Here is a 19,145-nt window from a genome sequence, read left to right as displayed (position 1 = left end):
CCCCAGATAGCAAAAGCCCGGCGCTAGGCCGGGCTCTCTCCTTCTACTTCAGCAACTCCTCTTCCCTGCTCTGCCACATAGCCTGAAGCTTGGTGAGCCCCTTTCCGGTGATCAGCGTTGAACAGGTTGGGACTGTGCCGTCTAAAGGATGCTCAAACGTACCCAGCTTCACATCAAGCAGGCCAGCTTCGATCTTCGCTTGGTAAGGCTCATTACTCCTCGTCACCCACCCCTTCTGGCGCATGAACTGCAGCAGGCGCGTACGGCCGGTACCAATGATCTTTGCTGCCTGGGCTGCGTTGTACGTCTTGTGCGACACCGTGACCATGTCGTGGAATGCCACCTTCGGAGCGTCCTGCTCAACCTTCACTTCCAGTTCGTGATTCACTTTGGTCAGTTGCTGCCTTACCTGCTCGACAACACGTTTTTGCTCGACCTGATCGGCCCACGCGCGAGCAGCGGCAACTGGATCAGAGAAGTCAGGCAATGTGGCGATGACGCGCACCGCACCACCCTCAAGCTGATGCCAGCGGTGGATGACCGCCATACGCATTGCCGCGCTGTAGCCGGTTAGAAGGCAGTCTGTATGCTCTCGGTCAAGGAAGTATTCGGTTTGCTGCCGATTCATTCCGTCCAGATAGATGCGCGCAAAATTGCTCACATCTTCCATTAGGTCTTTTGCCATCGCTTGGATGTCGCGCTTCACATCGGGATGGCGCTTTCCTGTTAGGTCGGCGATCTCGCGGGAAGACATGGTGGAGCACGACATGCCTTGTTGGATCTGGAAAGGTGCCGCGATATCGACTGACTGTTCGGTTTGGCTCAATGAGTTGTTCATGCGAGCTTCTCCAGACCTTCTCCTACAGAGTCAATTACTGCTTTGGCTGACTCGACTGCCATGTGAAGCAACCACGCTTGGCTTGGAGATATGACCAACGTTTGCATCCCGGCTTCACACAGCGACTCCCTTACGCTGTAGAGAATGCAAGAGGCTTGGTTGAGAGCGTCCACCGCCGGCACTCTCGACTGCACTGCAAAAAGATTCTGCTTCTCGATGTTGCAAGCAGTGAATGAGCACTCTACGGTTACCGGCACCTTGATAGCGCCAGCATTGAGTTTTTCGTTTACTTCGGTATGCTTGTCCATGACGTTTTTCCTGGAAGATTGACGTTCTGCTTCATCGGCCTCAAGCGTTGGCGCGCTTGGGGCTTTTTCATGTCTACTGTTTTTCATGCCTCATCTCCTGCTCCATCATTTTCTTTAACCGGAAAACCACCTCCCCGTTCGCTGACCTCCCGTTCTCCTCTGACTTCGCGCTCAACCACGCTCTCAAGGGCACGGGTAAACGAATCACCAACGGACTTTTTTCTTGCTTCATCTTCCACCTCCGACGGCACAAAACTGATCACTTATGATCATTTGATACCTCTTAAGATCATCTGTCAATAGTGATCATTGGAGATCATTTGTTCTCTGGTATAGTGATATGAAACCGAGCAATTGAAGCCTCCGGGGACCAAATGACCGATAACAGATCTTTCGCGGAGCGCCTGCTATGGGCGCGCTCCGAAGCGGGTCTTACTCAAAAAGATCTTTCCGAGCAAAGTGGCATCAGTCAGCCTCAGATCGTCAGATACGAGGCTGGCCGCTCCAAACCACGCCTGGGTGGCGCCCTCAAACTGGCCCGTGTTCTGAAAATGGATGCCTACGATCTGATGCCGGAACTGAAGAAGACCACCAAGGAAATCGAGATCCAGCTCAGCGCAGAAGAAGCTAAGGAGTTCGATGCTGAGGCGGAAAAGCTTGGCATTACGACTGAAGAGCTCATGCGAAAATTGACGATCATCGGGCTCCGGATGAAACTTAAGGATCCTGAGACACGCCGCATGATGGAAGAGGAGTTTCCAGGTATGGTTGATCGGTTCGATGCACTGCCAGACCCAGATGAAAATGGAGATCTTGAAATCTCCGAGTAATCCCAAGCCCTACACACCGGGCTTTTTTGCGCCTGTGCTGACTTATCTATTCCACTCGCTATACATACCATCGGGCTCCTCACAAAGCTTCTGTGGTTACGATGGTTTCCAATTATTCACACAAAACTAGCGATTGGAAGGCACTTAAAAGGGCCATCTTCTTTCCGGAAAGGATCAAGACTGAACGTTTTCCGAATTAACCTTTGCTCGCCGATCGGGCTTCATGGGCAGCAACTGCCAACAATGTGTCGAGAATAGTTCTATCTGAGTACCCTCCCCGCCCAACCATTTCCCTGGCGATAGGAGCGGTTGTCTTTCTAATCGTTTCCTCCCCGCCATCTCCAGCTGGAAAAATCAAGTTCGCCATTAACCTGTTAGAAATACTTACCCCTGTGAGTTCAGCCCAAGAAGTAAGATCTATAAATGGTACTACTCCAAGCCTGACCCACGACGCAAAATCTGCTTTTCTATACTGCTTTGGTGAGCCGAGATAGAAATCATCCCTCGCCTTTGCAAGCCACGCTTTAAAAGCCTCAAGCAAAATCGCATCTGGCATCGTTAAATCCACGTCCGCTATAGCATGTAGCGATGTTCTTTTTTGTGACATATAGAGCGGCAGATCTATAAACCCCATAACTTCATATGCAAGTTCTAAATTCCTGCCATCCACATCAAAGTCGTCACAACTTAAATTTTTCCACCACTGATTAGCCTTTTCCTTTGCTTCATCTTTGATCTGTCCTTCCTGCTGTAAATACTGCCGATAAGTCAGTGAATGAATGGATTTGGCATATTCAGACTTAACGCGACCATTCGCACCATCATGCCCACACATAGCCGACAAAACACTGGAATCCTTTAAAGAGATATTTGTTTTGCTCCATATCTCTACGGCAGCCATATATGCCAAATCTTCCTCAGCAAGTGGCATCTTATTATTTTCTCGATAACCAAGCATAAGGAAGAGCTGTTCCCTTGCAAAAAGCTGCTCATACCACCCCGCACTATCAAGCCCCGCTAAAAATTCATAGTTACTTAAAGAAAACCAGCTCGGAATATCTGATACTCCGCGTATAGGATTACTCAGCCGCGCCATTGACGCCTCCAATGCAGTCAACTAGGGGTACATCCAGTCTATCGCCAGTTAGCAAAATGTAATAGCTGAGACGTGATGGTGAGGGACGTGCGATTTGCGAATGACCCGCTAGGCTCCTGAACAGATTTCCGATTTGCGGAAATCGTTAAACCCGGTGCATGAAATGGACTTTGATTATCACTACCTCATTGCCCTTATCTTTGCTGCCGCGGCTTTCTACGAGGCCCTAGCCATCCGGAAGCTGCTGCATAAGCTGAACGATAAAGTAGACAAGTTGGATGCCATTGTCGTCAACCTGGAAAGCCAAGTGGCGGATGCAGCTCACGAAGCGGCGTCAGCTAAACAGGTCGCTCTGAATGCCTGGGACGATGCGAAAAAGCACCATGCCGAAGTCATATCAGCCATAGAGAATTTAAGTAATGGCGAAATTATGTAGTAAGGCCACCTTCTATGGATTTGCTTCATTTCTCCCCCAGTGATTTCCAGGCCTTGCGATGATCGACAGTTGCATCACCAAAAATATATTTGGAGGGGAGGACCGTGCGCGTGGCTACCGCATGGTGCTGGCAACCACCCATCGGGATCCCCCTTGAAGAACCGCAGCGGCGCTACAATCCAATTAACGACTAACGTTAAGCGTTAATAATGATCATAAGTTTTCGCTGCGGCGACACCGAGAGCCTCTTCACCACGGGATCCTCCAGGAGGTGGACGGCTATCTTGACTGTCGCGCAAAGGAAACTGAACATGCTCAATGCGGCGGCCACCATCCAAGACTTAAGCTCACCGCCCGGCAATCGGCTGCAAGCACTACAAGGGAACCGACAAGGTCAACACAGCATCCGAATCAATGATCAGTACCGCATTTGCTTCACCTGGGGTGCTCACGGACCAGAAAACGTTGAAATTGTAGACTACCACTGAGGTGAAATTGTGTTTACTAACGGTATGCGCCCCGTCCATCCGGGCGAAGTTCTCAGGGAAGAATATCTCCATCCCATGGATCTATCCCCTACCGCGCTGGCGAGGCTGCTGAATGTCTCTGCACCTACGGTGCATGATATTGTCCATGAGCGTCGTAATGTCAGCGCTGACGTAGCTCTGCGCTTGGCGACATGCTTCGATACGAGCCCACAGTTCTGGGCCAACCTGCAATCAGCCTATGACATACGCAAAGCAGAAATTGAACACGGTGCGGACATCGCTCAACAAGTCCAGCGTGCTCCAGAGATCGCCTGACAGTAAGCAGCAGGTCGCTCGAAAAAAACCCGGCTATAGACCGGGTTTTTTATGCGCGCGGGAGGGGGCATCTCACTGTACCCATTGCTAATGGTGGTTTAGCTGCCGAGGGTGATACGTTCAGTCTCCTCACCCCGTGTGAAGAGTGAACAGCATGGCCGCACTCGAAAAGCGCTATCCCCGCGAGTGGTTTACCAAGAAGCTGGAGCGGATCTGCCAGAGGCTAGACGAGGCATCCATCCGAACCATCGCTCACAAAGACTTCTTCAACAAAGCAGCTACGTCCCGGGTTGAGATCACTTCGTTATGGGCTGTTGGATCGTACGCCCGCGGCGCAATTACTTGTGGCGACCTAGATCTCGTCCTCGAGTATCGACTCGTTGAAGGCACCCACCCTGCGCCTCGGAAAATAACGATGACTTTCTTCGGCGCTCTTCCGTACGTTAGCTATTACTTCGGAAAACCAGAGAGCAGCACATCAGGTGTCGTTTTCCCTGACGCAATTTTGATCTGGACAGAGCCTGGTTGCGATTGGAGAGCGGCGATCGATTCAATTAAGCCTGTCACCAGCGCCGGCCGCGCAAAACGCGAGACGGACGCCATCCCACTACGACAGGAACAGCTGTACATGGAACCTGAGCGGCTTCAGCAGCTAGTGAACCAGGAGAAAGACGGCATCATCGAGTGGGACTTTGTAGAGATCACCCGGGACGATCTCGAGCCCATCCCGACAGCGGCCGTCAGCGAGCGTGACCGCAGGCTCATTCGAGTCGCGCCAATGATGGGCAAAAAATCTCAAGCGTTAGTACCAGCGATCATTCGATTGATGGCCAAGCACTCACCTTATGGAGATTGGGATGCGTCAGAGAGCCATCGGGGAAAGTTAAAGTGCGGCGCCAAAGTCTTGCATCTCGGTAGGCCCGCTTTACCCTACTACCCGTTTGATGATGAGCCGACTATCGATCAATTCGCGCTGATACCGCATATCAGTGCTAAAGGGCCCAACGGCGCCTGGATGATTCGGAGAGGTCCCAACCATCCCGACGCTCAATCACTCGGGCAAAAGAGCGCCTATTACCTTCTGAGCAATGGAGAGCCAGACATCGTGCGATATCACGACCACGGCAAATCCTGGTCGATCGACTTGCTGCAGCTCTTCAATACACGGAAAGAGGCAGAGGATTTTTCGGCGATGATAAACGAAGATGATGGGGCAGGACGAGTCGAGATCGGAAAAGCTAAAGCACTAGAACTGATCTCACTATTTGCCTTGGCAGACGTCGTCGAGATTGGAGACCACCAGTTCCCGGTAACAAACGCCGGCGCTGCCTACTTTGACAAGGACAAGGCGACGATGGAGGAGATCGCGGCCACCCTCCCCCATACGACCCAAATCAACGCCGAAGCTTGAGCTAAACGCAGACTATAGAAAGTCCGCAAAGGGCGGGATATTTGTAGACGAGAGACTGCTCCACCAGCCGGATACAGAATAGATGATTTGTATGGTGGCACAAGATAGAGCGACATGGCCCGACATTAGGCCGGGCCATGCTGGAGCCTTGTAGGATAACTATTTTGACGCCACTTCTTTAGGAACTCCAAGTGGCACATCCGTGCTATCACCTAATGCACAGTAGGGCTGGTTTTTTGCAGGAATGGAATCACGAATACCAGCATCAAAAAGATCCTTCTGCATGGACGGCCAATTGCTTTTATTGGTGATCTCCCACCCAGACGCTGGAACCCAGCGAGGCAATCCCGCACTTACAGCGCGAGCATTCTCACTCCATGAACTTTGACCTGCGCCTCGAACGGCTCTATAAACTGCCCAACGTTTGAACCCACCCACCCCTTCCTCCTTCATAGCGATGAGAAAAATGTTATCAGCCTGGAGGCGGGTACATGACTGGGTCCAGTACAAGTAGTCGTGGATGGTGGCGGCCTCACTGTAATCTGAGTGCGGCGAAGCGATCGTCCATAGTGGTTTGGGAATGCTGGCGTAATCGGTGACGAAACCTGCAGGTATCGTCACGTAGGTTCCAGATGAACCTATTTCGTAATTTTTGTCTTTAGTTAAGATCCAATAATCGTGCAACGGGAAGGGCTGAACAGGCGTCGGCGGTCCAGCTGCGCACCCAGCCAGAATTAACGATACAAAAACGAGAGTCCATAGTTTCATTTCTACGCCGCTCCTTGTGTTTCCGGAAGCATAGACAGGCAGCATATAAAGGCAAGACGATGAACACAGGCAATTTAACGACAGGGCTGGTATGTGAATTGGTTGGCGAGGTGGGATCATTTTCGTCAATAGGCGGGACGATTCCACGACGGAATAATGTCTACTCGATGTGGTAAGGCCTGAAAGAATCAACCCGAACAATCCTTCCCGCCTTAACCTCGTCAGCGTGGCGGCGGATTTTTTCTTGCTGATCCTTCAGTAAAGCGGAGATTTTCATAAGCGCTATTGCCTCATCAGGCGATTTGCTGCGGCTGGCCATCTTGGTCAACTCGGCGACTGACCAGCCGATGACTGCGGTTGCATCCTCAAGGTCGTAAAACAGCTCCTGCTGGGCTGTTCTGGGTCCGTCGAGCCCTTGTATTAGATCTGCCATCTACTTCACTGCCCTGGTGAGCGCTCGAATCTTTTTCCGTCGGTAGAAACCAAATACAGCCAATCTGAGTAAGGAAGACGAGCGATAATTTTGGTTTTTTCCACCACCGCAGCCATAACCATTCCACGACAGAGCAAGCTAACCCCACCCTGGATTCGTTCACACATAGCATCTGGGCTATCAACGAAATTTGTCTTATTCAACCTGAGCATCACGACTGTTCGCCCTTCAGGGACAGCGCCAATTGGCGGTACAACGAATAGTGTGATCTGCGTGTAAATTGCAATCCCGATTGCTGCGCAAATACCTACGGCGACTAGCTTCTTCATTGGATTTCCTGTCCCTATCCATGGTTTTCGGTCCCGCCTTAGCTATTCGAATATCGCCGTTCAAATAAGCGCGGCACAGCCCGCTCGCTCGCTCGCTCGCCACGACGATGCGCCCCTCTTGGCCTAAGCAGATGCCCCCAGCCAAAATGTAGCACCATTAAATCGCCACTACGAGCAGCACCGCGTTGCACCTGCCGCTCTCTCAACACATTAGCTAAATATCATTTAGCAGTTTGTATTGACCAGTCGTTTAGCGTTTGCTATTTTTGCATCACTTCTCCTTTGCCTCATGGCAGACCTAGAGCCTTCACCAAATTTTGCGAATGCCAACAACGCGGCAGGACTTTGCTCGCCCTAGAGAAACTGAGTCGTTGGCAAGCCTTAACCCGAGAGGAAACGCAGTGAGTACTCAACCACAGAGTCCAGCAAGTGAATTCGCGGAGTTCGGCCAGCGCCTTATAGACCTGGGCATGGCTAGGAAACGAGATCAGACCACCGTGCGAGATCTGCAGGAGCTCGCTAGGGCCTGCGGTATCAAGCTGCTGAACCTTCGCTCAGTATCGAAGGAGGAGCGGAACAATGGCTAAAACAATCCTTCGCGCGTACCAGGCTGGCACTCACTTTTACCTGAACACCGAAAGCTCATCGCCCAGTACTGGACACAGAAACCGTTATCGCCTGTTCAAGACTGAAAACTACGGTCGCGACAAATCGGGTTGGATTCAGGTGGGCTCCATTGCAGGACAAGAGCTGATTGCCATTGAGGGAGAAAAAGCTTTGTTTGATGCGTGCGAGAAGCTGTTCGTCAGCAAGATCCCTCGACGCTACGAACACTATGGGGCAATTCGCGGCAAGCCCGGACGCTGGGAGGGCGAAGCGTTCCCAACTCGTCAGAGCAGTTCGACTGCTGCTAGCTGATGCGTACGCGAATCGATATACGAAGATCGTTCTTTTGCAGTCACCACTCGCGGCCAGGATCACTCATGAACATTCAATTTTTATCGCACGAAGAGCTTTGCGAGCTAACCGGAGCGCGGACCAAGGCTGGACAGATCCTGAACCTAAAGAAAAACGGGATCAGGCACTCAATCAAGCGCAGCGGCTGGCCAGCAGTTACGGCTCTGGCCGTTACCGCCGTAGGGTCGTTCGAAGTAGAAAAACCGTTATGGACGCCAAGAAAGGCATGTTGAGATGGGACGAAGACCAAGTAAACCAGGATCGATTGCTCGGCTGCGGGAACGCAAAAAGGCAAGTGGCCGGATCTACTATTACTACGAACTGGGCGGAAAAGACCGCAAAGAAATCGCGCTGGGCAGCGATTACGGCTTGGCGATTATGGAATACGCGAAACTCGAACGTGATCGAACCGCGGTTGAGTTGGTGGCCAAGGTCGTCACGTTTCGCTACGTGGCCGAGAAATACATGGTCGATGTAGTACCGACCAAGGCGGAGAGCACTCGGAAAGACAACGTGCGGGAACTGAAAAAGTTGATGGCGTTCTTCGATGATCCGCCGGCGCCGCTCGAAACCATCGAACCGCTTCATGTCCGCCAGTATTTAACCTGGCGCAAATCTGCACCTGTTCGGGCAAATCGGGAAAAGGCTCTTTTGAGCGCCATTTGGAACTACGCCCGAGATAAGGGCTACACGTCGCTGGCGAACCCGTGTTCTGGCATCAAGGGCAACAAAGAAACGGGCCGGGACACCTATGTCGAGGATGAACTGTTCAAGCGCGTGCATGACAAGGCCGACGCCGGACTGCGCGATGCCATGGACTTGGCCTATTTGACCGGCCAGCGAGTGACAGACACTCGGCTCATGGATGAACGAGACATACGCGATGACCAGATCTGGGTACTCCAGGGAAAAACGAAGGCCAAGCGGCGGATTGAAGTAACCGGTGAGCTGAAAGTTTTGATTGATCGAATCATGGCCCGAAAGTCCGGACACAAAGTCCGCTCGACGCGGCTGATCGTGGCAGAAGATGGCACTCCGATGACGGAGGCGATGTTGCGCAGGAGATTTGATGTGGCCAGAGAGGCCGCAGGAGTTGAAAAGGCCGAGTTTCAGATGCGTGATTTACGCGCCAAGGCTGGTACCGATAAAGCCGAATCGAGCGGCGACATCATGCAGGCCAAAGATCAACTTGGGCATACCACCGTGGTGATGACCGAGCAGTACATCCGCAATCGTAAGGGCAAAAAGGTCATGCCCACAAAGTGAATTGCGAACCACTGTCAGAATTGCGAACCGGAAACAAACAAGGGTTTGCATCAGCTTTCGCCCGCAAACCCTTGATTTAAGATGGTGCCCGAAGCCGGAATCGAACCGGCACGCCCTTACGAGCGGGGGATTTTAAGTCCCATGCGTCTACCAGTTTCGCCATTCGGGCGGTAGCGCGGTATTGCTCTGCTCAGCCTTGCGGTTGGATCCTGACAGGATGACCGCTTGAAAAGCCGAGCGGGGAATATATACATCACGTCCCGGTGAAGCAAGTTTGGAGTGCGCGATTTGAGAACTAAATATCGCTGACCGCAGAAAATCAAAAAGCCTCAGAAATCAGGGAGCTACGGAGTTTGCTTGAAGTAGAGGCCGAGGTAACTGGCAAATCGCAGCAACAAGACTGGAAATTGTGGCGATAAACTCAAAAGATTCAGATGCTCACCATCACCTTGGCTGCACGGGTGACAGATGTTTCATCGATTGAGATTATGAGCAGGCAACCCAAGTCTGGACGGGATGTCTACGCTAAAGGTTGGCGCCGAAATCAATAATCAAAGGGTATCAGCACGCCCCCCTTCAACCACGATCACGCCTCACAGAACGTCACCAGAGCAGAGCTCAGGGATGTACAAGCAATCAGGAGATTTGATTCCATGCAAATGAGTGACACCGTTCTAAAAGCGTCTTTAAGCCAAGAGGAGCGCTCGGCGATCGCCGAGATCGAAGCGACCACCAATATCCTGCAGCTTGTCACCCGCCTGACCGGTACACGCTTTGCCGGAATCGCAAAATTCACGGAAACGGAATGGATCGTCTGTTCGGCATACGATCCGATTGAACTGGGAATAAACGTAGGCGATACGCTGGATCTGGAAACTACGCTCTGCAGTGAGTTTCGACGAAATCCTCAAGCCCTCTTCCTTCCACAAATCAGCAAGGATGGACGACTGTCGTCACGTCCTGTGGTGAAGCAGTATTCAATTGAAAGCTACGCAGGCGCGCCTGTTTTCCTGCCGGACGGAAGACTCTGGGGTGCCCTATGTGCTCTGGATTCAAGGGCCGTTCTGTTTGATAACCCGGATCTTGCGGACACACTGACGTTATTCGCACGCCTTATTGGCTGCATCTTTTTCTCGAATCTGACGGTGGAAGGTGCCAGCCATATCAAGACCGGAGCGTGTCTGACTGAGTGACCCTACTCAAACGATGCGGAACACCACACTTTTCCCACAAGCAACAAAAAACCCCGTAGATCATTGATCTACGGGGTTTTTGATAGTGGAGGCCGAGGTCGGAATCGAACCGGCGTAGGTGGATTTGCAATCCACTGCATAACCATTTTGCTACTCGGCCTCAAAGTATTTGCTGTCAGTAGCGCAACAACAAACACTGTACAAATTGGAGCGGGAAACGAGACTCGAACTCGCGACCCCGACCTTGGCAAGGTCGTGCTCTACCAACTGAGCTATTCCCGCTTGGTGTGGCGCATTCTATAGAATTAAGAAGCCCCGTCAACCCCTTGATTCAAAAAACTTTTATTTCTTTTCTACATCAGTCTTCAGGTGCGGCCAGGCGGCGCGAAGGTATTGAACCATCGACCACAGGGTCAGCCCTGCCGAGACGATCAGCAGCGTATAACCGAGCACGACCCAGAAGCTCAATGCCTTTGGATGAGCCAGCAGAATCACCAACGCGAGCATTTGCGCCGCTGTTTTCCATTTGCCGAGATTGGAAACGGCCACCTGTGCCCGGGCGCCGAGTTCGGCCATCCATTCGCGCAGCGCCGAAATCACGATCTCGCGACCGATGATGACTGCTGCGGGCAGCGTAAGCCAGAGATTGCCGTGTTCCTGCACCAGCAAGACCAGGGCAACAGCGACCATCAGCTTGTCGGCGACCGGATCGAGAAACGCCCCGAACGGTGTGCTTTGCTCCAATCGGCGCGCCAGATAACCATCGAGCCAGTCGGTTGCAGCCGCAAAGGCAAAAACCGAAGCGGAGGCCATGTAACTCCATTGGTAAGGCAGATAGAACAGCAATATGAAGATCGGGATGAGCAGGACGCGTAGAACGGTAATCAGATTAGGGATATTCATCGGCACAACTGGCTACGAGGTGAAGGGGCATTCTACTCACTATGCAGGTTCGCATAAATCGACTCAGCGAGCTTTTTACTGATCCCCGGGGCTTTGGCGATCTCTTCGATGCTTGCACGAGACAGCTCCTGCAATCCACCAAAATGTTTCAACAGGTCACGGCGGCGCGTCGGCCCTACCCCTGCGACACCCTCAAGCGTCGAGGTTCGGCGGGTCTTGCCGCGACGGGCGCGATGCCCCGTAATTGCAAAGCGGTGTGCCTCATCGCGGATCTGCTGAATCAGGTGCAACGCGGGCGAATCGCCGCGCAAGGTGAACTCGTGCGCTGCATCATTCAGATACAACGTTTCGAAACCGGCCTTGCGCGTGGCGCCTTTGGCGACGCCCAACAGGATCAGATCCGGCACGGCCAGTTCGTTGAGCACATCGCGGGCCATCGACAATTGGCCCTTGCCACCGTCAACCAGCAGGATGTCCGGCAACTTGCCCTCTCCGTCCTTGAGTTTGCTGAACCTGCGGGTCAGCGCCTGGTGCATGGCCGCATAATCGTCGCCGGCAGTGACGCCTTCGATGTTGTAGCGGCGGTAATCCGACTTGATCGCGCCTTCCGGCCCGAACACCACGCAGGAGGCAACCGTCGCTTCGCCGCTGGAATGACTGATGTCGTAGCATTCCAAACGTTGCGGCGGCTCATCCAGATTCAGCACTTCGGCCAGCGCGTCGAATCGCGCGGCGGTGTGCTGACGGTTGGCCAGACGCGCGCCCAACGCTTGCTCAGCGTTGGTCGCGGCCAGTTGCTGCCAGCGCGCACGGGTACCGCGCACCCGGTGACTGATGGCCAATTCGCGGCCGCGCAAGGTATGAATCCCTTCGATCAGCGCTGGAAAATCTTCGTGAACCACATTCACGATCAGTTCGCTCGGCAAATCGCGCTCGGGGCTGCTGATGTAGTACTGGCCGAGAAACGCCGCCATGACTTCGGAAACGTTTTCCTCGATGCCGACCTGCGGGAAAAAATTCTTGCTGCCCAGCACTCGCCCGCCGCGCACGCTGATCAGGTGAACACAGGCGCCGCCGGGGTTGACGAATGCGGCAATCACGTCGATATCGCCGGTTCCGCCTTCCATGCTCTGCTGGTCCTGTACCCGGCGCAGCAATCCGATCTGGTCACGCAATTCGGCCGCGCGCTCGAACTCGAGATTGATCGCTGCCTCTTCCATCGCCGTGGACAGCTCGTTGGTCAGCGCATGGCTGCGACCTTCGAGGAACATCACCGAGTGGCGCACGTCTTCGGCGTAGACGTCAGGCTCGACCAACCCCACGCACGGCGCCTTGCAGCGTTTGATCTGGTATTGCAGGCACGGACGGGTGCGGTTCCTGTAATAGCTGTCTTCGCACTGGCGAACGAAAAAGGTTTTTTGCAGGATGCTCAGGCTTTCGCGTATGGCACCGGCACTCGGATATGGGCCGAAATACTTGCCCTTGGCCTTTTTTGCCCCGCGATGGATGCTCAGGCGCGGAAACTGCCCGTCGGAGAGAAACACGTACGGATAGGATTTGTCGTCGCGCAGCAGGATGTTGTACGGCGGGCGCCACTCCTTGATCAGCGTCTGTTCCAGCAGCAGCGCTTCGGTTTCGTTGGCGGTGATGGTCGTCTCGACCTGAGCGATACGGCCGACCAGTGCGGCCGTCTTCGGCGCCAGCCCGGTCTTGCGAAAGTAGCTCGCCAGACGTTTCTTCAGGTTTTTCGCTTTGCCGACATAGAGCAGGCGCGCTTCGCTGTCGAACATGCGATAGACGCCGGGCCGACCGCTGACGGTCGACAGGAAAGCACTGGAATCAAATTTCTCGGTCATGGTCAGGCGCTGGCATCCACCATGCCGTGACGCACCGCGAGCAGTGTCAACTCGACGTCGCTGCTGATCGAAAGCTTCTCGAAAATGCGATAGCGGTAGGTATTCACGGTTTTCGGCGACAGGCACAACTTGTCGGAAATGATCTGGACCTTCTGGCAACCGACAATCATCAACGCAATCTGGATTTCCCGCTCGGACAACGCATCGAACGGCGAATCATTGGTGGGCTGGAATGATTTGATTGCCAACTGCTGAGCGATCTGCGGACTGATGTAACGCTGCCCGGCGAAGACCAGACGAATGGCCTGAACCATTTCCGGCAGACCCGCGCCCTTGGTCAGGTAACCAGCCGCCCCGGCCTGCAGCAAACGCGTCGGGAAAGGGTCTTCCTCGCACACCGTAACGGCAACCACCTTGATGTCCGGGTGGCTGCGCAGCAGCTTCCGCGTGGCTTCGAGGCCGCCAATGCCGGGCATCTTGACGTCCATGAGCACTACGTCAGGCTTCAATTCACGGGCCTTGATCAGGGACTCTTCACCTGACTCGGCCTGACCCACCACCTGCAGGCCATCGATATCGGCCAGCATTCGTGTAATGCCTGTGCGAACGAGATCATGGTCGTCGACCACTAGCACCCTAATCAAGCAGACACCTCGCGATATGGTCTTATTGGGATGCCGGACACCTTAGCAAAAAGTGCCAGACAGACCTAGCGGAAAGCCGCATTTAAAAAGTTTCAATTCATCATTCAGGGCTTGCCGGCTGTGGGTTTCAGAGCACAGCTGTACTCAAATCAAGCTGCATCCTGAGGAAACACTCATCCCTGCCCACGATGCGCAGTCCTTTGCGTGCATACAGTTCTTGCGCCCGGTTATTGTCAAACACTGTCAGTCGCAGTGCCGGTCGTCTTGCCTGACGAGCCATTTCGGTAACTTGACCAATGGCCCAGGAACCGGCGCCCTGCCCTTGCCAGGGATGATCAATCTGCAATTCGCGTATGTACAGCGCCAGCGCATCCTCGCTCAGACTGAAAAAACCGATCGCCAGTTCATCCTGGATGATCATCCAGTTGTCACGATACTGCCAGCCTGCGTCGAACGCCTCGTCCTGCCACAACAGGTCGTGGTCAATGTAATAGCGCAGCATGTTGCGACAGGTCAGATCCCGCGCAAAAGCAAGATCATCACGGGTGGCATGCCGGATTCGATAACTCATTCAGCTTTCTCAATGACTGCAAAGTTGCCCTTCACCCGCATGGTTTGCCAGCGATAGGCGTTTTGAGCGGCGGGCAATAGCATTTTCTGATTGCTGATGCGTATCAGCGTCGAGTAAGCTCGGCGCATTCAACGGAGACAGCACATGTTCAACACCCTTCCACAGTCTTGCACCACCAGCGCCCTGCGCTCGGTCGCGGCTGCCCGGGTGAATCACACTTGCGCTCCTGACAATTTTTATTTTGGGTATTGGTTTAGCCACTGGCGCGCCTGATACCCAAACGGCGCCCATGATAACGGGTCGCCTACCAGAGATTTCTCAACCCCCGGTCGGCCTCCCGACCGGGGGTTTTGTTTTTTCAGGCCCATCACTTTCAGCGACACACCACATTTCGAGGATTACACCATGAACCACGCCACTTATTACCGTTACGACAGCTTTAGCGCCTGACGATTTACCAGCCTCCGCTCGGGACAGCCTGCCGCCTCCGATCGGTCACCCACAGGTGGCAAACACACATGCCTAGCCAGTACGGCCATTTGTCGAACACCCCAGTAGGGCCGAGTGCGCGGGAAAAACCCGCCATCCGCCCAGGAAGACCGAACATGAACTCTTCAGTTTCCGCTTTGCCGCTGTCCACCCTCGATTCTGCCAACGAAGCACTGACCCTGCGTCTGCCCAGCTCGTTGCAGCTCAAACAGCAATTGCCGCTCAGCCATTCCCTGCATCAACAGGTCAACACTCATCGCCAGGCGGTGCGCGCCATCCTTGACGGTGAAGACCCACGCCTGCTGGTCATCGTTGGCCCCTGCTCTATCCATGACCCGCAATCAGCGATTGAGTACGCCAGCAAACTCGCTCGTCTGGCCGAAGATGTCAGCAGTGAAATGCTGCTGGTCATGCGCGCCTACGTCGAAAAGCCGCGTACGACGGTCGGCTGGAAAGGTCTGGCCTACGATCCGCATCTGGACGGCACTGACGATATGGCTGCCGGTCTGACGCTGTCGCGCGGACTGATGCTGGAAATGATCCAGCTCGGACTACCGGTCGCTACCGAACTCCTGCAACCCATGGCCGCCAGCTACTTTGATGACCTGCTGAGCTGGGTGGCCATTGGAGCCCGCACCACCGAGTCGCAGATCCACCGCGAAATGGCCAGTGGCTTGAACATGCCCGTGGGCTTCAAGAACGGCACCGACGGCGGCGCCGCCATTGCTGTCGACGCCATGCGCTCGGCAGCCCATGCGCATCGGCACTTCGGCGTGGACAGCCAAGGGCATCCGGCGATCGTGCAGACAGCTGGCAACGCTGATACCCACATCGTGCTACGCGGAGGCCATCAAGGGCCGAACTACGATGCAAGCAGCGTGGCCAACATCAGCGCCGAGCTCAGCCGACTGAAGATCCCCAACCGGATCATGGTCGATTGCAGCCATGCCAACAGCGGCAAGGATCCACTGCGTCAGCCAGCCGTGTTCAACGAGGTGCTTGAACAACGCCTGCGTGGCAACCACTCGCTGATCGGCGCGATGCTGGAATCTCATCTGTTCGAAGGCTGCCAGCCGCTGAGCACCTCTCTACGCTACGGCGTATCGATAACTGATGGCTGCCTCGGCTTTGACGCAACGGAACAGTTGCTGACCGACGCCGCACGGCGCCTCGCTAACGCCAGGGCCTGATCGCAGATCGCCCTCCCGTTCCATACGAAGCGCGGAGGGCTGACCTTCCCCAGGTTATGCCACTATGCTGATCCGCCTCACGGCAGATTGCTGACTGGTATCGTCCAGACGTTCGATGGTGTAGGCAATCTCCACCGTCGTGCCGTGGTGCTCGCGCCAGAACCGATGGGGAACAATGAAACTCACCGGTTGCCCGGCCGCCTCCCGAGTGATTTCAAGATCATCGCGATGACTGAAAAAATCACCATCGCACTTGAGATAGACCAACTCGTCTTCCTGCACCAGCGGGTCTTCAATCAGAATGGAAACCCCCTCTATCGAGTCCTTCACCGACAGCACATCATCGATCGTCCCAACAATATCCGGCGCGGCCAGTTCAGCACGCACTGCCGGCCCAATGAAAACCGTCGCAGGCTCCGAGGTTCGGATGGCTCCACAGCGTTGTTCAACACGGTAGGCGACCACCACCTCGCCACCACGATGCGCTTCGACGTAGCTGGCCGGCACCCAGAAGGACAGGCTTTGCGCGACGGCGCAGGCCTCGACCTTCAACGAGTCGGTGAATATTTCAGGCGAAGCATCTCCATGCCACGACAGCATGATCCGGTCGCCCGCTGACATCCGAGCGTAAGGCTGCAGGGTCACCAGGGTGCCTTCGACCACTCGCGACGGCTCCAGCGCTCCGTTTACCGAGCCTTCTATTTGCGGCGCCAACAGATGCGGTCCAACGTCCCCGACAGACAGTTGCAGGCGAGCAGATTCCACTGCCTTGGGCGCGGACGCACTTTGCAGTGTCCAGTAAACCTCCAGCGAGCCCCCGTCCAGCGCAGCGACATGCATCGCCTTGATGACGAAGATGACGTCTTTGCCAACCTGGACCTGGCTGATGAATCGAACACTCTCGTATTGATAGGCAAAGCCTTCGATATCCAGCCCCTCCCAAGACAGCACGATCTGATCGCCGCAGCTCATGTTGGCATAAGGGGAAATGCGAACGATGGCCTTGGCCAGCGAAGGATCCAACACGCTCCCTTGGAGCCCGTCAATCGTTGGCGCGACCAGAGGTTCGATAGACACTTCGGCAACCATCGGCTGGCGCATCCGCCAGCAAAACTCGATTTCATGGCTATTCATTTTCGCTTCCACTCCCTGGAAAACGTGCCGCCCCGAATGACGACACTGACATCTACATTGAGGACCTCTTTGAACGTTCCGGATGTCAGCCGAATCCACCGCGACAACGGCGTAACCGCTACTCGCAAAGTAGGCAACAGCAGAGGTCACGCGGTTATGCCGACAAACGACCCACTGAACTTCCGATTCGGATTTCACAGCTCTCCGAAATTTCGTACGCCTCGTAGTCCATTTTCAAACGCAATGTGAAGCCTCTTCGTACTTCTTCAACGGGATGAGTGTTTTAGAGTGGCCCGGTGATTTCCCGATGAACTTCTACGAAAAAGGTAAGAACATGCAACGGAATGCTACAACTCGTTATCCCATCCTGTTGGTCCACGGTCTGTTCGGGTTCGAGCATATCGGTCATTTCGAGCTGTTCCATGACGTCAAGTCCGCGCTGAAAACGGCCGGATGTCGATTGTTTGTTCCACACCTTTCGGCCACCCACGACAATGAAATGAGGGGCGAGCAACTGCTGTCACAGATTGCTTGCGTGCTGCGAGGCACAGGCGCGAAGAAAGTCAACCTCATAGGACACAGTCAAGGCGCACTCGCTGCACGCTATGCGGCGGCGCTTGCACCAGACGTCGTCGCTTCGGTCACCTCCGTCAGTGGCCCGAACCATGGCTCGGAGCTCGCCGACTTCCTGCGCAGGGCACTGATTCCGGGCAAGCTTCCCGAAGCCGTCGCACAGAATGTCGCAACGCACTTCGCCGACTTACTGTCGCTACTGAGCGGCAGCGCGACATTGCCGCAGAATGCGTTAGCCGCACTCAACGCATTGACCACGGTCGGCGTCGGTCAATTCAATGACAAATTTCCCCAGGGACTGCCGCAAACCTGGGGCGGCCACGGTCCTGAGCAAGTCAACGGCGTGCGCTATTACTCGTGGAGCGGGGTTGTTGCGCAAACCAGGCTGCCAGTGCTGGATCCGGTTCAAGCAACCTGCCGGGTCCTGTCGCAATATTTCACCACCGAACCCCAGCAGAATGATGGTTTCGTCGGACGCTTCAGTAGCCATCTCGGCCAAGTGATCCGTTCCGATTACCCAATGGATCATTTGGCCAGCCTGCGGCGGAGCGCGGGCACAAAAGCGCCCTCGCCGGATCCGATCGACCTGTACGTCGAACATGCCCAGCGTCTGCAAGCGGCGGATCTATGAATCGGGCAAGGAACGCAGAATGGAACTTTGCCGAGAATTCGCCGACTGATTCCGGTACGCTCCACCTTTTATTGAAACAGTTCGGAGAATTCCCCATGGCCAAAGCCACTGCCCGCCACATCCTGGTTTCCAGCGAAGACAAGTGCAACGAACTCAAGGCTCAGATCGAAGCCGGCGCCGATTTCGCTGAAGTCGCCAAAGCCAACTCCACCTGCCCGTCCAGCCGTCAGGGCGGCGATCTGGGCTCGTTCGGTCCAGGCCAGATGGTCAAGGAATTCGACACCGTGGTATTCAGCGCGCCGATCAACGTCGTGCAAGGCCCGGTAAAAACCCAGTTCGGTTATCACCTGCTGGAAGTCACCAGCCGTCAGGACTGACTCGTCGTCCGATTGCTGACAACGGCCCGCCTTCTGGTGGGCCGTTGTGTTTCAGTTACACATACGGCTGGCGAGTGGCGCGCGGGTCGCGTACAACTTGCGCTTATCG

General features: G+C 54.6%; 24 protein-coding genes and 3 tRNA genes. 12 read left to right on the top strand and 15 right to left on the bottom strand.

Features of this window, described 5'->3' with window-relative positions; all coding sequences use genetic code 11:
• Positions 1-43 precede the first annotated feature (43 nt).
• From AB4O45_RS25210 to AB4O45_RS25200, 3 genes are read right to left on the bottom strand one after another with little or no spacing between them, the layout of a single operon-like run.
• Positions 44-838 (bottom strand): phage antirepressor KilAC domain-containing protein, encoded by a 795-nt coding sequence (locus AB4O45_RS25210; RefSeq protein WP_460160734.1) that lies wholly within the window; start codon positions 836-838, stop codon positions 44-46.
• The gene (locus AB4O45_RS25205) at positions 835-1,233 is read right to left on the bottom strand and encodes a DUF3077 domain-containing protein (RefSeq protein WP_460160733.1); all 399 of its coding nucleotides are present in this window, start codon (positions 1,231-1,233) and stop codon (positions 835-837) included. Before AB4O45_RS25205 ends, AB4O45_RS25210 begins: the two co-directional genes overlap by 4 nt.
• Entirely contained in the window at positions 1,220-1,378 is a 159-nt protein-coding gene (locus AB4O45_RS25200) for an Arc family DNA-binding protein (protein ID WP_460160732.1), read from the bottom strand. Before AB4O45_RS25200 ends, AB4O45_RS25205 begins: the two co-directional genes overlap by 14 nt.
• Positions 1,379-1,520: 142 nt before the next feature.
• Between AB4O45_RS25200 and AB4O45_RS25195 the strand changes: the two genes are divergently transcribed.
• Positions 1,521-1,976, top strand: coding sequence for a helix-turn-helix transcriptional regulator (locus AB4O45_RS25195; RefSeq protein ID WP_460160731.1), 456 nt, complete (start codon positions 1,521-1,523; stop codon positions 1,974-1,976).
• Between the two features lie 196 nt (positions 1,977-2,172).
• Here AB4O45_RS25195 and AB4O45_RS25190 read toward each other — a convergent pair whose 3' ends face one another.
• Complete coding sequence (locus AB4O45_RS25190) at positions 2,173-3,072, bottom strand: DUF6387 family protein (RefSeq protein WP_460160730.1); 900 nt, start codon at positions 3,070-3,072, stop codon at positions 2,173-2,175.
• A 163-nt stretch (positions 3,073-3,235) separates the two neighbouring features.
• Here AB4O45_RS25190 and AB4O45_RS25185 point away from each other — a divergent pair, with 163 nt between their 5' ends.
• The 4 genes from AB4O45_RS25185 (at position 3,236) to AB4O45_RS25170 (ending at position 5,722) form a co-directional block, all read left to right on the top strand.
• Positions 3,236-3,508: a hypothetical protein gene (locus AB4O45_RS25185; RefSeq protein WP_460160729.1), complete on the top strand. Its 273-nt coding sequence runs from the start codon at positions 3,236-3,238 to the stop codon at positions 3,506-3,508.
• Between the two features lie 209 nt (positions 3,509-3,717).
• Positions 3,718-3,996 (top strand): type II toxin-antitoxin system RelE/ParE family toxin, encoded by a 279-nt coding sequence (locus AB4O45_RS25180; RefSeq protein ID WP_460160728.1) that lies wholly within the window; start codon positions 3,718-3,720, stop codon positions 3,994-3,996.
• 24 nt (positions 3,997-4,020) lie between these two features.
• A complete protein-coding gene (locus AB4O45_RS25175) occupies positions 4,021-4,311 on the top strand; it encodes a HigA family addiction module antitoxin (RefSeq protein WP_460161522.1) in 291 nt (96 codons plus the stop codon).
• A 154-nt stretch (positions 4,312-4,465) separates the two neighbouring features.
• Positions 4,466-5,722, top strand: a complete 1,257-nt coding sequence (locus tag AB4O45_RS25170) for a hypothetical protein (protein ID WP_460160727.1) — start codon at positions 4,466-4,468, stop codon at positions 5,720-5,722.
• Positions 5,723-5,881: 159 nt separating this feature from the next.
• On the opposite strand, the gene AB4O45_RS25165 is transcribed toward AB4O45_RS25170, so the two are convergent.
• The 3 genes from AB4O45_RS25165 to AB4O45_RS25155 form a co-directional block, all read right to left on the bottom strand.
• Positions 5,882-6,490, bottom strand: a complete 609-nt coding sequence (locus AB4O45_RS25165) for a DUF1353 domain-containing protein (RefSeq protein WP_460160726.1) — start codon at positions 6,488-6,490, stop codon at positions 5,882-5,884.
• 160 nt (positions 6,491-6,650) lie between these two features.
• A complete protein-coding gene (locus tag AB4O45_RS25160) occupies positions 6,651-6,923 on the bottom strand; it encodes a hypothetical protein (protein ID WP_460160725.1) in 273 nt (90 codons plus the stop codon).
• A 5-nt stretch (positions 6,924-6,928) separates the two neighbouring features.
• A complete protein-coding gene (locus AB4O45_RS25155) occupies positions 6,929-7,252 on the bottom strand; it encodes a hypothetical protein (protein WP_460160724.1) in 324 nt (107 codons plus the stop codon).
• A gap of 579 nt (positions 7,253-7,831) precedes the next feature.
• Between AB4O45_RS25155 and AB4O45_RS25150 the strand changes: the two genes are divergently transcribed.
• From AB4O45_RS25150 to AB4O45_RS25140, 3 genes are all read left to right on the top strand, one after another.
• A complete protein-coding gene (locus tag AB4O45_RS25150; protein WP_460160723.1) occupies positions 7,832-8,170 on the top strand; it encodes a hypothetical protein in 339 nt (112 codons plus the stop codon).
• 65 nt (positions 8,171-8,235) lie between these two features.
• Entirely contained in the window at positions 8,236-8,442 is a 207-nt protein-coding gene (locus AB4O45_RS25145; protein ID WP_460160722.1) for a DUF4224 domain-containing protein, read from the top strand.
• Between the two features lies 1 nt (position 8,443).
• Entirely contained in the window at positions 8,444-9,475 is a 1,032-nt protein-coding gene (locus tag AB4O45_RS25140; RefSeq protein WP_460160721.1) for a tyrosine-type recombinase/integrase, read from the top strand.
• A gap of 82 nt (positions 9,476-9,557) precedes the next feature.
• On the opposite strand, the gene AB4O45_RS25135 is transcribed toward AB4O45_RS25140, so the two are convergent.
• Positions 9,558-9,644, bottom strand: a tRNA-Leu gene (locus AB4O45_RS25135).
• A gap of 490 nt (positions 9,645-10,134) precedes the next feature.
• Between AB4O45_RS25135 and AB4O45_RS25130 the strand changes: the two genes are divergently transcribed.
• Entirely contained in the window at positions 10,135-10,668 is a 534-nt protein-coding gene (locus AB4O45_RS25130; RefSeq protein WP_164488345.1) for a GAF domain-containing protein, read from the top strand.
• Positions 10,669-10,754: 86 nt separating this feature from the next.
• Here AB4O45_RS25130 and AB4O45_RS25125 read toward each other — a convergent pair.
• The 6 genes from AB4O45_RS25125 to AB4O45_RS25100 form a co-directional block, all read right to left on the bottom strand.
• Positions 10,755-10,828: transfer RNA gene (locus AB4O45_RS25125), tRNA-Cys, on the bottom strand.
• Positions 10,829-10,874: 46 nt separating this feature from the next.
• Positions 10,875-10,950 (bottom strand) — tRNA-Gly (locus AB4O45_RS25120).
• A gap of 60 nt (positions 10,951-11,010) precedes the next feature.
• Positions 11,011-11,571, bottom strand: a complete 561-nt coding sequence (pgsA, locus tag AB4O45_RS25115; RefSeq protein ID WP_041478738.1) for a CDP-diacylglycerol--glycerol-3-phosphate 3-phosphatidyltransferase — start codon at positions 11,569-11,571, stop codon at positions 11,011-11,013.
• Positions 11,572-11,603: 32 nt separating this feature from the next.
• Complete coding sequence (uvrC, locus tag AB4O45_RS25110; protein WP_460160720.1) at positions 11,604-13,427, bottom strand: excinuclease ABC subunit UvrC; 1,824 nt, start codon at positions 13,425-13,427, stop codon at positions 11,604-11,606.
• Between the two features lie 2 nt (positions 13,428-13,429).
• Positions 13,430-14,071 (bottom strand): response regulator transcription factor GacA, encoded by a 642-nt coding sequence (gene gacA / locus AB4O45_RS25105; protein ID WP_024012761.1) that lies wholly within the window; start codon positions 14,069-14,071, stop codon positions 13,430-13,432.
• A gap of 127 nt (positions 14,072-14,198) precedes the next feature.
• Complete coding sequence (locus AB4O45_RS25100; protein ID WP_460160719.1) at positions 14,199-14,642, bottom strand: GNAT family N-acetyltransferase; 444 nt, start codon at positions 14,640-14,642, stop codon at positions 14,199-14,201.
• A 605-nt stretch (positions 14,643-15,247) separates the two neighbouring features.
• On the opposite strand from AB4O45_RS25100, the gene AB4O45_RS25095 reads away from it, so the two are divergent.
• Entirely contained in the window at positions 15,248-16,321 is a 1,074-nt protein-coding gene (locus AB4O45_RS25095) for a 3-deoxy-7-phosphoheptulonate synthase (protein ID WP_305382876.1), read from the top strand.
• Positions 16,322-16,375: 54 nt separating this feature from the next.
• Here AB4O45_RS25095 and AB4O45_RS25090 read toward each other — a convergent pair whose 3' ends face one another.
• Positions 16,376-17,455 (bottom strand): hypothetical protein, encoded by a 1,080-nt coding sequence (locus AB4O45_RS25090; protein WP_460160718.1) that lies wholly within the window; start codon positions 17,453-17,455, stop codon positions 16,376-16,378.
• A gap of 334 nt (positions 17,456-17,789) precedes the next feature.
• On the opposite strand from AB4O45_RS25090, the gene AB4O45_RS25085 reads away from it, so the two are divergent.
• Together AB4O45_RS25085 and AB4O45_RS25080 are read left to right on the top strand one after the other, a co-directional pair.
• A complete protein-coding gene (locus AB4O45_RS25085) occupies positions 17,790-18,659 on the top strand; it encodes an esterase/lipase family protein (RefSeq protein ID WP_150635935.1) in 870 nt (289 codons plus the stop codon).
• 95 nt (positions 18,660-18,754) lie between these two features.
• Positions 18,755-19,036 carry a peptidylprolyl isomerase gene (locus AB4O45_RS25080; RefSeq protein ID WP_041478733.1) on the top strand — a complete coding sequence of 94 codons (282 nt, stop codon included), beginning with the start codon at positions 18,755-18,757 and terminating at the stop codon, positions 19,034-19,036.
• Positions 19,037-19,145 lie beyond the last annotated feature (109 nt).

The sequence above is a fragment of the Pseudomonas sp. S2_B10 genome (genome assembly GCF_054668425.1).
This window is presented reverse-complemented; position numbering and strand designations above follow the sequence as displayed.

Bases quoted from the DNA above. Each gene is read 5' to 3' on its own strand.
- AB4O45_RS25140 (WP_460160721.1), top strand. From the start codon at position 8,444: ATGGGACGAAGACCAAGTAAACCAGGATCGATTGCTCGGCTGCGGGAA.
- AB4O45_RS25165 (WP_460160726.1), bottom strand. From the start codon at position 6,490: ATGAAACTATGGACTCTCGTTTTTGTATCGTTAATTCTGGCTGGGTGC.
- AB4O45_RS25200 (WP_460160732.1), bottom strand. From the start codon at position 1,378: ATGAAGCAAGAAAAAAGTCCGTTGGTGATTCGTTTACCCGTGCCCTTG.
- AB4O45_RS25130 (WP_164488345.1), top strand. From the start codon at position 10,135: ATGAGTGACACCGTTCTAAAAGCGTCTTTAAGCCAAGAGGAGCGCTCG.
- AB4O45_RS25100 (WP_460160719.1), bottom strand. From the start codon at position 14,642: ATGAGTTATCGAATCCGGCATGCCACCCGTGATGATCTTGCTTTTGCG.
- AB4O45_RS25085 (WP_150635935.1), top strand. From the start codon at position 17,790: ATGCAACGGAATGCTACAACTCGTTATCCCATCCTGTTGGTCCACGGT.
- AB4O45_RS25180 (WP_460160728.1), top strand. From the start codon at position 3,718: ATGATCATAAGTTTTCGCTGCGGCGACACCGAGAGCCTCTTCACCACG.
- AB4O45_RS25160 (WP_460160725.1), bottom strand. From the start codon at position 6,923: ATGGCAGATCTAATACAAGGGCTCGACGGACCCAGAACAGCCCAGCAG.
- AB4O45_RS25145 (WP_460160722.1), top strand. From the start codon at position 8,236: ATGAACATTCAATTTTTATCGCACGAAGAGCTTTGCGAGCTAACCGGA.
- AB4O45_RS25195 (WP_460160731.1), top strand. From the start codon at position 1,521: ATGACCGATAACAGATCTTTCGCGGAGCGCCTGCTATGGGCGCGCTCC.
- AB4O45_RS25095 (WP_305382876.1), top strand. From the start codon at position 15,248: ATGAACTCTTCAGTTTCCGCTTTGCCGCTGTCCACCCTCGATTCTGCC.
- AB4O45_RS25175 (WP_460161522.1), top strand. From the start codon at position 4,021: ATGCGCCCCGTCCATCCGGGCGAAGTTCTCAGGGAAGAATATCTCCAT.
- AB4O45_RS25150 (WP_460160723.1), top strand. From the start codon at position 7,832: ATGGCTAAAACAATCCTTCGCGCGTACCAGGCTGGCACTCACTTTTAC.
- AB4O45_RS25210 (WP_460160734.1), bottom strand. From the start codon at position 838: ATGAACAACTCATTGAGCCAAACCGAACAGTCAGTCGATATCGCGGCA.
- pgsA (WP_041478738.1), bottom strand. From the start codon at position 11,571: ATGAATATCCCTAATCTGATTACCGTTCTACGCGTCCTGCTCATCCCG.
- AB4O45_RS25205 (WP_460160733.1), bottom strand. From the start codon at position 1,233: ATGAAAAACAGTAGACATGAAAAAGCCCCAAGCGCGCCAACGCTTGAG.
- AB4O45_RS25155 (WP_460160724.1), bottom strand. From the start codon at position 7,252: ATGAAGAAGCTAGTCGCCGTAGGTATTTGCGCAGCAATCGGGATTGCA.
- AB4O45_RS25080 (WP_041478733.1), top strand. From the start codon at position 18,755: ATGGCCAAAGCCACTGCCCGCCACATCCTGGTTTCCAGCGAAGACAAG.
- AB4O45_RS25190 (WP_460160730.1), bottom strand. From the start codon at position 3,072: ATGGCGCGGCTGAGTAATCCTATACGCGGAGTATCAGATATTCCGAGC.
- AB4O45_RS25170 (WP_460160727.1), top strand. From the start codon at position 4,466: ATGGCCGCACTCGAAAAGCGCTATCCCCGCGAGTGGTTTACCAAGAAG.
- AB4O45_RS25185 (WP_460160729.1), top strand. From the start codon at position 3,236: ATGGACTTTGATTATCACTACCTCATTGCCCTTATCTTTGCTGCCGCG.
- uvrC (WP_460160720.1), bottom strand. From the start codon at position 13,427: ATGACCGAGAAATTTGATTCCAGTGCTTTCCTGTCGACCGTCAGCGGT.
- AB4O45_RS25090 (WP_460160718.1), bottom strand. From the start codon at position 17,455: ATGAATAGCCATGAAATCGAGTTTTGCTGGCGGATGCGCCAGCCGATG.